Origin of the sequence: Micromonospora sp. URMC 107 (assembly GCF_051386315.1) — a bacterium.
GTDB lineage: Bacteria > Actinomycetota > Actinomycetes > Mycobacteriales > Micromonosporaceae > Micromonospora.
Genome location: NZ_JBPQTK010000173.1, coordinates 1 through 10,292 on the forward strand (window position 1 = coordinate 1; position 10,292 = coordinate 10,292).

The 10,292-nt window shown below is 74.0% G+C and carries 7 protein-coding genes; 4 read left to right on the forward strand and 3 right to left on the reverse strand.

Features of this window, described 5'->3' with window-relative positions:
* Positions 1-102: 102 nt before the first annotated feature.
* Positions 103-780, reverse strand: coding sequence for a class F sortase (locus tag ACSNN9_RS25995; protein WP_436675830.1), 678 nt, complete (start codon positions 778-780; stop codon positions 103-105).
* A gap of 7 nt (positions 781-787) precedes the next feature.
* Positions 788-1,378 (reverse strand): hypothetical protein, encoded by a 591-nt coding sequence (locus ACSNN9_RS26000; RefSeq protein WP_436675836.1) that lies wholly within the window; start codon positions 1,376-1,378, stop codon positions 788-790.
* A 222-nt stretch (positions 1,379-1,600) separates the two neighbouring features.
* On the opposite strand from ACSNN9_RS26000, the gene trmB reads away from it, so the two are divergent.
* From trmB to ACSNN9_RS26015, 3 genes are all read left to right on the forward strand, one after another.
* A complete protein-coding gene (gene trmB / locus ACSNN9_RS26005; protein ID WP_436675838.1) occupies positions 1,601-2,230 on the forward strand; it encodes a tRNA (guanosine(46)-N7)-methyltransferase TrmB in 630 nt (209 codons plus the stop codon).
* Between the two features lie 97 nt (positions 2,231-2,327).
* On the forward strand, positions 2,328-4,832 hold the full coding sequence (locus ACSNN9_RS26010) for a DEAD/DEAH box helicase (RefSeq protein ID WP_436675831.1): 2,505 nt from the start codon (positions 2,328-2,330) through the stop codon (positions 4,830-4,832).
* 345 nt (positions 4,833-5,177) lie between these two features.
* Positions 5,178-6,554, forward strand: a complete 1,377-nt coding sequence (locus ACSNN9_RS26015; protein WP_436675832.1) for an MFS transporter — start codon at positions 5,178-5,180, stop codon at positions 6,552-6,554.
* Positions 6,555-6,604: 50 nt separating this feature from the next.
* Here ACSNN9_RS26015 and helR read toward each other — a convergent pair whose 3' ends face one another.
* Positions 6,605-8,761 carry an RNA polymerase recycling motor ATPase HelR gene (helR, locus tag ACSNN9_RS26020; RefSeq protein ID WP_436675833.1) on the reverse strand — a complete coding sequence of 719 codons (2,157 nt, stop codon included), beginning with the start codon at positions 8,759-8,761 and terminating at the stop codon, positions 6,605-6,607.
* An 839-nt stretch (positions 8,762-9,600) separates the two neighbouring features.
* Between helR and ACSNN9_RS26025 the strand changes: the two genes are divergently transcribed.
* Positions 9,601-10,292, forward strand: a 692-nt coding sequence (locus ACSNN9_RS26025) for a hypothetical protein (protein WP_436675835.1), incomplete at its 3' end; no start/stop codon positions are given.

A 10,292-nucleotide genomic window follows, 5' to 3' on the forward strand; every position in this document is an offset into this window, starting at 1 on the left:
ATCATGGGGTTGGCGGCGAAGTCGATCTCTCGCGCTGCCGCCAACCTCATGATCGACGGGGCGGGCCTGGCCGGGGTGGGCGGGCCGGGTGGGAGCCTGCGCTCAGGGGTTGCGGGAGGAGAGCAGGGTGGCGAAGGCGATGATGTTGTCGGCGTAGCCCGTCCGGCCGCCGAGCCAGTCGCCGCCGCAGGTGATCAGGCGCAGGCCCGGGGGGCCCTCGTCGCCGTAGACCCGCTCCGCCGGCAGCCGGTCCTTGGGAAAGTGCTCCACGGAGTCGACCCGGAACACCACGACCGAGCCGTCCGCCCGGGCCACCTCGGCGGTGTCGCCCGGACGCAGCTTGTGCAGGTCGTAGAAGACCGACGGGCCACGCTTGGTGTCCACGTGCCCGACGATGACCGACGGGCCCGGCTCACCCGGGGTGGGGCCCCGGTCGTACCAGCCGGTCTCGTCGGCCCGTTCCAGCGGCGGCACGGCGATCGACCCGTCCCGGGCCTGGCCCACGGGAGCCACCGGGGCGGACACCTTGATCGCGGGAATCGACAGGCGCACCGGCCGGCTGGCCGCCAGCGCCCCCCGCTCGCTGCGGGCCGGCCGGTCCTGCCCGGAGCCGGCGGCCCAGTCGAACGGCCCGGCGGTGCGCCCCAGGCCCGCGCCGGTGGCGAAGACCCCGGCCAGCACCAGCACCACGGCCAACGGTACGGACCAGGGGCGGCGTCCGGGCGGCCGTGGACCCCGGGCCGCCGCGGCGGCCGGCTTCGGGGCGGGCGTGGTGGCCATGACCGGCTCAGCGTCGGGCGGCGCCACGGACGGTACGCGGACGGCGTGCCGCCCGGACCGCCAGCACGATGCCGGTCACGGTCAGCGCGAGGCCACCCGGCAGCAGCAGCCCGCCGGTGAAGCCGCCGGCGCCCCCGCCGAACCCGGTCGCCGGGCCGCGACTGGGCTTCACGGCCTTGACGACCTGGAGCATGGTCGAGGCGGTCTCGCCGTCGCGGCACTCCAGCTTGATCCGGTAGTTGCCGGGTCGGGTGCGCTCCCGCACCATCGGGGCGGCGGTCAGCGTGCCGCCCTGCGGCTGCACCTGCACGCGGCCGAAGGCGTCCGAGACCACGGTGGCGGGGACGGAGTTGTCCCGGCAGCTGGCCCGGATGCCCACCAGGAAGCCGGGCTCGACCGTGCCCGGGCTGACCTCGACGAAGACGTTCGGCCCCGGCGGCCCCGGCTGGGGCGCGCCCGCCCGGGCCAGCGCAGCGACGCCGGACGGCGGGGACGACAGGGCGACGCCGGACGGCGGGGCGGCGGGGGCAGGCGCGGCCGCGAGCAGGGGACCGACGACCACGGTCGCGATCGCCAGCGCCACACCGCCGCGGTGCACTGACACGACGCCCCCTCCCGGCGCGTTGGGGCAGTGCCGGGCAACACCAGACACCCGGTCTGCCGTACGGGATGGATCCTCTCATCCCCGGGCGAACATCACATCCGATTCGGCGCGATCGTCGCGTACCCTCGGGTCGTTGTGACCTCCACCGACTCCCCCGCCGCCGTCCCCGCGCCCGCCGCCCGGACGATCCGGACCTTCCATCCGCGCCGCGGCCGGATGAGCAGCCGCCAGACCGAGGCCCTCGACCGGCTCTGGCCGGTCTACGGCCTGCTTGTGCCGGAACGGCCCGGCACGCCGGTGGACCTGGCCGGCCTGTTCGGCCGCCGGGCCCCGCTGGTGCTGGAGATCGGTTCCGGGATGGGCGACACCACGGCCGCGATGGCCGCCGCCGACCCCGATCGGGACTATCTGGCGGTCGAGGTGCACACGCCCGGGATCGCCAACCTGCTGGACCTGGTGGACCGGCACGGCCTGCGCAACGTACGGGTGGCCCAGGGCGACGCCCTCGACCTCGTCGCGGGCCTGCCGGAGGCGGCGCTGGACGCCGTGCACGTCTTCTTCCCCGATCCCTGGCCCAAGTCCCGGCACCACAAGCGGCGGATCATCCAGCCGGCCCACGTCGCGCTGCTGCGCTCCCGGCTGGCGCCCGGCGGCACCCTGCACTGCGCCACCGACTGGGCCGAGTACGCCGAGGCGATGCGCCAGACCCTGGCCGCCGACCCCGGGCTCGTCGACGCGCACGACGGCTTCGCCCCCCGCCCCGCCCACCGCCCGGTCACCAAGTTCGAGCGCCGGGCCCTGCGGGCGGGCCGCCCGATCTTCGACCTGATCCACCGCCGGTCGTGAGAGCGGGGGCCGCTCCGGCGCCGGAGCGGCCCTCTCACGCCTCTCCCGCCCGGCCGGTTGGCGCTCGGGGGCATGATCCAGGCACCATGGACGCGCTATGACGCTCACCGCCGCGCTGCCGACAAGCGCCGACCCCGACACCCTCTTCGACGCGTTCGCCGGCTGGGCGAAGGAGCGCGGCCTCGACCTCTATCCCCACCAGGAGGAGGCGGTCATCGAGATCGTCTCCGGCGCCAACGTGATCATGAACACGCCGACCGGGTCCGGCAAGAGCCTGGTCGCCATCGCGGCGCACTTCGCGGCCCTGGCCGACGACCGGACCACCTTCTACACCGCCCCGATCAAGGCGCTGGTGTCGGAGAAGTTCTTCGCCCTCTGCGAGGTCTTCGGCGCCGACAACGTCGGCATGCTGACCGGCGACGCCAGCGTCAACGCCGACGCCCCGATCATCTGCTGCACCGCCGAGATCCTGGCCAACCTCGCGCTGCGCGAGGGCGACCGCGCCGACGTCGGCCAGGTGGTCATGGACGAGTTCCACTTCTACGCCGAGCCCGACCGGGGCTGGGCGTGGCAGGTGCCGCTGATCGAGCTGCCGCAGGCGCAGTTCGTCCTGATGTCCGCCACGCTGGGCGACACCACCCGCTTCGTCGACGACCTGGCCCGGCGCACCGGCCGGCCCACCGCCGTCGTCCGCTCCGCCGAGCGGCCGGTCCCGCTGATCTTCTCGTACGCGATGACGCCGCTGCACGAGACGCTCGAGGAGCTGCTGGAGACGAAGCAGGCACCCGTCTACGTCGTGCACTTCACCCAGGCCGCCGCCCTGGAACGCGCCCAGGCCCTGATGAGCGTCAACGTCTGCACCCGCGCCGAGAAGGACCTGATCGCCGCCGCGATCGGGAACTTCCGGTTCACCTCCGGGTTCGGCAAGACCCTCTCCCGGCTGGTCCGGCACGGCATCGGCGTGCACCACGCCGGGATGCTGCCCAAGTACCGCCGGCTGGTCGAGACGCTGGCCCAGGCCGGCCTGCTCAAGGTCATCTGCGGCACCGACACCCTCGGCGTCGGGATCAACGTGCCGATCCGCACCGTGCTGTTCACCGGCCTGTCCAAGTACGACGGGGTGCGCACCCGGCTGCTCAAGGCCCGCGAGTTCCACCAGATCGCCGGCCGCGCCGGGCGGGCCGGGTTCGACACCGTCGGCCGGGTGGTCGTGCAGGCCCCCGAGCACGTCATCGACAACGAGAAGGCGCTCGCCAAGGCCGGCGACGACCCGAAGAAGCGGCGCAAGGTGGTGCGCAAGAAGCCGCCGGAGGGGTCGATCGGTTGGGGGAGGCCCACCTTCGACCGCCTGGTCGAGGCCGAGCCGGAGCCGCTCACCTCCAGCTTCCACGTCAGCCACTCGATGCTGCTCAACGTCATCGGGCGCCCCGGCGACGCGTTCGCCGCGATGCGGCACCTGCTCACCGACAACCACGAGGACCGCGCCGCCCAGCGCCGGCACATCCGGCGCGCCATCGCCATCTACCGGGCGCTGCGCGCGGGCGGGGTCGTCGAGCAGCTCGACGAGCCCGACGAGACCGGGCGGCGGGTCCGCCTCACCGTCGACCTCCAGCTCGACTTCGCCCTCAACCAGCCGCTCTCCCCGCTGGCGCTGGCCACGATCGAGCTGCTCGACGTCGAGTCCCCCGCGTACGCCCTCGACGTGCTCTCGGTGGTCGAGTCGATCCTGGACGACCCGCGCCAGGTGCTCTCGGCGCAGCAGTTCAAGGCCCGCGGCGAGGCGGTCGCCGCGATGAAGGCCGAGGGCATCGAGTACGAGGCCCGCCTCGAACTCCTCGACGGCGTGACCCACCCGAAGCCCCTCGCGGAGCTGCTGGACTCGGCGTACGAGATGTACCGGCAGGGGCACCCGTGGGTGGCCGACCACCAGCTCTCCCCCAAGTCCGTCGTCCGCGACATGTACGAGCGGGCGATGACCTTCACCGAGTACGTGCAGTTCTACGGGCTGACCCGCTCCGAGGGGCTCGTGCTGCGCTACCTCGCGGACGCGTACAAGACGCTGCGCCAGACGGTGCCCGAGGACGCGAAGACCGAGGAGCTGGTCGACCTCATCGAGTGGCTCGGCGAGCTGGTCCGGCAGGTGGACTCCAGCCTCATCGACGAGTGGGAGCGGCTGCGCAACCCCACCGACGCCGCCGAGGCCGCCGAGGCCCTGGACGACCGCGTCCCGGCGGTCACCCGCAACGCCCGGGCCTTCCGGGTGCTGGTGCGCAACGCCATGTTCCGCCGGGTCGAGCTGGCCGCCCTGCGCCGCTGGTACGACCTCGGCGAGCTGGACGCCGCGTCGGGCTGGGACGCGGACGCCTGGGCCGACGCCCTGGAGCCGTACTTCGAGGCGTACGGGGAGATCGGGGTGGGCCCGGACGCGCGCGGGCCGGCGCTGCTCATGATCGAGCAGGGCCGGGAACGGTGGGCGGTCCGGCAGATCCTCGACGACCCCGAGGACGACCACGACTGGGGAATCAGCGCCGAGATCGACCTCGCGGCCTCCGACGAGGCGGGCGCGGCGGTCGTCCGGATCACCTCGGTCGGCCAGCTCTAAGCACCACGGCCGCGGCGGGGCCGGCTCCGGCCGACCCGCCACGGCGCTCCGGTGCCCGCGGGGAGGTATCGCGTTGCCGGGGCGGACCGCCCTGGACTAGGTTGACCCCGTGCCCGCCTCGGACAGGGTGCGCCGCCCGTAGCGGCGGCGCGAAACCCCAGACTCCCGAACGCTCTGCGTTTCCGCTCCGCCGCATCAGCGACCCTTCGCCGGTGTGGCCGTCCGGGCTGCCCGGCTCCGCATGCGACATCCGGAGCCCTTCGTGCACAGTTCCACATCCACCTGTCCCGTTCCCTGTGACGCCCCCTGCCCTCGTCTCCTCCCGACCGTCGCCGGCCCGGGTCGGTGGTCGCGGTGAACGCGCGCCTCACCCTGACCGCGGTGCTGTTGTCGTCGCTGTCGTTTCCGCTGACGATCACCGGGGCGTCCGTCGCGCTGCCCGGCATCCAGCACGACCTCGACACGTCGCTCACGACCGCGCAGTGGGTCGTCAACGGCTACAACCTCTGCTTCGCGGCGTTCCTGGCCTTCGGCGGCTCGCTCGCCGACCTGCTCGGCAAGCGCCGCCTCTTCGCCGCCGGGGTCGCGGTGTTCTTCGCCGGCAGCGTGGCGTGCGTGCTCGCCCGGGACGCCACGGTGCTGAACCTCGCCCGCCTCCTCGCCGGCACCGGGGCGGCAGCGGCGACGGCGACCGGTCAGTCGATCCTCGCCGCGACCTTCGCCGGGCCGGCCCGGGCCCGGGTGTTCGGCGCGCTCGGCGCGGTCCTCGGCGTCGGCCTCGCGTTCGGGCCCACCGTCTCCGGCCTGCTCGTGGACGCGCTCGGGTGGCGGGCCGTCTTCGCGGTCCCCGCCGCGCTGGCGGGAGTCGTGCTGCTGTCGTGCCCCTTCCTGCCCGCCCTGCCCGGTGCCGGCAGGAGGATCGACTGGGCCGGCGGCACGCTGTTCACCGCCGCGCTCGCGCTCCTCATCTGGGCCTTCGTCGAGACACCCGCCCTGGGCGCCGCGCACCCGTCGGTGATCGCCGCGCTCCTGGCCCTCGTGGTCTGCGGGATCGGGTTCGTACGGGTCGAGAGGCGCGGCACCGACCCGATGTTCGACCTCGGCCTCCTGCGCGACCGGCGCTTCGTCGGGTACTCGCTGGTCGCCGCGACCATGATGGGGCTGCTCGTCCCCCTCCTGGTCTACCTGCCCTCCTACCTCATCGACGTCGCCGGCCTCGACGCCGGGCGGGCCGGGCTCTGGATGCTCATGCTCACCCTGCCCTCGGTCGTCCTGCCCCCGGTCGGGGCGGCGGTCGCGCGGCGCTCGCCCCGCCTGCTGTCGGTCGGGGCGATCGCCCTCAGCGCGGTGGGCGTCTTCGCCCTCACCACCATCGGCCCCGACAGCACGCCCCGGTCCCTCCTGTTGCCGCTGCTGCTGATCGGGGCCGGTGTCGGCGCCACCACAGGCGTGATCGACGGACTCGCCATCTCCAGCGCACCCGTCCGCCAGGCCGGCGCCGTGGCCGGGCTGTTCAACACCGGCCGGCTGGTCACCGAGACCGTCGCGCTCGCGGTTGTCGGCTCCGCCCTCGCCGTCCTCAGCGGCGGGCACCTCGCCGGCGACGGCTTCACCACCGCGTTGCACGTCGTCGCGACGGCGCTCGGGTGCTTCGGCGGCCTCTGCGCCGTCGCCGTCGGGCTCCTCCTGCGACGACGCGATGCCGGCCGCCCGGAGGTGTGACACCGCCGACGCTGGGCGTCCCGGCGCCCGCCCCGGGCAGGGTCGCGCCGTCAGGAGGCGGTGAGGATGACGAGTTGCCGGGTCGCCCGGGTCATCGCGACGTAGCGGTCGACCGCCCCCTGGAGTCCCTCGCCGAACGCCTCCGGGTCGACGAGGACGACCAGGTCGAACTCGAGCCCCTTCGACAGCTCCGGGGTCAGCGACCGGACGCGGGACGTCGGCTCGAAGGTGGGGTCGCCGATGACGCAGGCGATCCCGTCGGCGTGCGCGGCGAGCCAGGTGTCGAGGATCGAGCCGAGGTCAGCAGCGGTTCCGCGTACGACGGGAACGCCGCTGCCGCGGATGGAGGTCGGCACGTTGGCGTCCGGGAGCGCGGCCCGGATGACCGGCTCGGCCTCGGCCATGATCTCTTCCGGCGTCCGGTAGTTGACGCTCAGGGAGGCCAGGTCGATCCGGTCGAGCCCGATCCGCTCGAGCCGTTCCCGCCACGACTCGGTGAACCCGTTCCTGGCCTGGGCGCGGTCCCCCACGATGGTGAAGCTCCGGGACGGGCAGCGGAGCAGCAACATCTGCCACTCCGCGTCGGTCAGTTCCTGGGCCTCGTCCACGACGATGTGCGCGAACGGGCCGGCGAGCAGGTCCGGGTCGACGTCGGGCAGTGCGGCCTCGTCGACCAGGGCGTCCCGCAGGTCCTGCTGGTGCAGCATCGTCAGCAGCCCTTCACCGTCGTCGTAGGCGTCGGCCTGGATCAGTTCGTCGACGACCGTGGCCAGGCGCGCGCGTTCGGTGGCGACGAAGGCGTCATGCCGGCGCCGACGCCCGGACGCCTCCGGGTCGCCGAGCCGCTGCCGAGCCGCGTCCAGCAGCGGCAGGTCGGACACCGTCCAGGCGCGGGCGTCGTCGCGCTGCAGCTTCCGGACCTCGTCGGGGCCGAGCCACGGAGCGCACCTGCGCAGGTAGGCGGGCACCGACCACAGGTCCGCGACGAGGGTGGGCGCGTCGAGCAGCGGCCAGGCGCGGTTGAAGGCCGTGCGCAGCTCCGTGTTGCGCGGCAGCGACCTGCGGACCAGGTCGTCCGGCTCGTCGCCGTCGTACTTCTCCGTCAGGATGGTCAGCAGTTCCGCCCAGACCTCGTCGCGCGCCTCGTTGTGCGGGGTGCCGGGCCCCGGCGCCTCGAACGCCTCGGCCCAGTCGTCGGCGCTCAGCCAGATGTCGGACTCGTCGGTCGTGACCGTCATGCCCTTGGCCGGCGGCTCCTCGTAGAACCTGACGGCCGCCTCGATCGCCCGCACCAGGTCCGCGGACGACTTCAGGAGGGCCACGTCCGGGTCGGTCTCGACGGTCGCCGCGGCGCCCTCGGGCACGAGGTCCCGCAGGGTGCAGGTCTGCACCTCCTCCTCGCCGAGGCTGGGCAGGACGTCGGCGACGTAGCTCAGGTAGGGCTGGTGGGGACCGACGAACAGCACGCCGCCCCGGCGGTGACCGAGGCGAGGGTCGGCGTAGAGGAGGTAGGCGGTGCGGTGCAGGGCGACGACGGTCTTCCCCGTACCCGGACCGCCGTCGACGACGAGAGCGCCGCGGGACCCCGCGCGGATGATGGCGTCCTGGTCGGCCTGGATGGTGCCGAGCACGTCCCGCATCCGGGTCGACCGGCTGCCGCCCAGGCTGGCGATGAAGGCGGACTGGTCGTCGAGCGAGGCGGCGTGCCCGGTGAACCCGTCCGGGGTGAACACCTCGTCCCAGTAGTCGGTGATCCGGCCGCGGGTCCAGCGGTACCTGCGGCGGCTGGCTAGACCCATCGGGTTGGCGTGGGTCGCGCCGAAGAAGGGCTCGGCCGCGGGCGAGCGCCAGTCGAGCAGCAGCCGACGACCCGCGCCGTCCGTGAGGCCACGTCGTCCGACGTACACGGGCTCGGGGTCGTCCGCGCCGACCATGTGTCCGAGGCACAGGTCCACGCCGAAGCGACGCAGGGTGCGCAGGCGGGCGGTCAGCCGACGGATCTCCGTGTCCCGGTCCACCGCCTGCCGGCCCTTGCCGCCGGGCGCCCTGCGCTCGGCGTCGAGGCGGTCGGACAGGTCGGTGGTCAACCGTTCGAGGCTCTCCGCGATGGCCGCGAAGTGCTGCTCGTCGCCGGCGATCAGCGACGGGTCGGCCTTGGCGGAGAGGCGCTCGGGAAGGTCGAACGCGCTGGTGGTCGGTGGGTTCACGGCCTCGGCTCCGATCTTGTTCTCAGTCCTGGCTCGGCGCTGGCGCGTGCGTGCCCGGCACGCCGACGCCGGGCAGTCGCCGCGCGTACTCCTCGCGCGGCGGCGCGCGCACCCGCGCCGTTGCGCCGAGCGCCCTCGGCCGCACCGCGAGTGCCACCAGTGGGCCGGCGTTCCCGCGCGATCCACGACGCCGGCACGCGCATTTCGCGAGGTCCATTTCCGCCGGTCCTGGCCTCGGCCGGTGATTCTGCGGCACGACCCGGGTCTTGCCGCAAGCCCCCCGGTGCGCTATATGTTGAAAAGGGAAAGGAGAGGGTTCTCCTTTCCCTTCGTCGTTTGCGGTGGCGGAAATTCCTTCGCGGAACGCGCCGCTCACGGCGGCACCGCCGGCCCACCAGGAGTTCCGCGGCCTCGGACGCGACCGGGGAACGAGAACTCTCCACCCTTATCGGCGGGCCGGCTCGAACGCCGGCGAGAGCGCCGCCATTCTCAGGGCGGTTCGCCGCCGCGCCGCACGGGCGTGGGACGGAATTCGCCAATACGCCGGCGCGGCACCGCGCACGCCGGCGACGGCACCCCGAGACGGCCCGGACGCCCTGAACGAGCTCCCGCGCCGTCCGCCACGCGGAAGCGTCCCGCGCCGTCCGCCACGCGGAAGCGTCCTCCGCCCCGTCCGGGCGTCCCCGTCGCCGCGCCGCGGGGACCTCCACGGGGTGCCGCAGCCCGGCCCGGCCCTACGCGCGGCCGGGCACGAACGCCCCCCGAGAAACCCTGGGAGTTGTCACACCCGTCGATTAGAATGTGTGTACTAATCGAGGTCCTGACCTGGGAGGACGCCCGTGACCACGCCCGCCTCCGCCCCACCCACCCCCTACGCCACCCTGCTCGGCTTCACCCGCTACGTCGACCGCACCGGCCCGACGAAGGCCACCTTCGTCGGGGGCCTGCGCAAGCAGCGGGCCAGCCGCTCCGGCTTCAACCCGCACGGCCAGTTCGTCAAGGCGCTCAAGGCCGACATCGCCTTCCACACCGGCGGCACCCACCTCGACCAGGTGGTCGACGTGGTCAAGCCCCGCTGGCGACCGCTCTACCAGGCCCTCGTCCCCGGCGCGACGGCCTGGCTGCGCTCCCTCGGCGAACCGAGGGAGGTCGACCTCGCCCAGACCCGCGACGCGCTCGCGATGCTCGGTGACCTGCCCGTCAAGGTCAACCCCCAGTTCGGCGTACGCCACGCCGACGGCCGCGTCGAGGCCGTCCGACTGCACTTCGACGAGGCGCCGCCCAGCGAGGAGGCGACGCTCGCCGCCCTGCACCTGATGGCCCGGCACATGGACGCGGTGCTCCCGCACGCCGAGCCGGTCCTGGTCGACGTCCGTCGGGGCGAGGCCCACCGCATGCCCGCCGACGCCCGACCCGAGCAGATCGAACGCTGGCTGGCCGGCGAGGCGGCAGCCTTCCGGGCCATCTGGGCCACCGCCGCACCGCCGTGGCGAACACCGTCACCGCGCCCGCCGCCAGCACGGCCAGCCAG

What these genes read in the sequence shown, in the direction of transcription:
- trmB (WP_436675838.1), top strand. Translation starts at nt 1,601, where the DNA reads ATGAGCAGCCGCCAGACCGAGGCCCTCGACCGGCTCTGGCCGGTCTAC.
- ACSNN9_RS26010 (WP_436675831.1), top strand. Translation starts at nt 2,328, where the DNA reads ATGACGCTCACCGCCGCGCTGCCGACAAGCGCCGACCCCGACACCCTC.
- ACSNN9_RS25995 (WP_436675830.1), bottom strand. Translation starts at nt 780, where the DNA reads ATGGCCACCACGCCCGCCCCGAAGCCGGCCGCCGCGGCGGCCCGGGGT.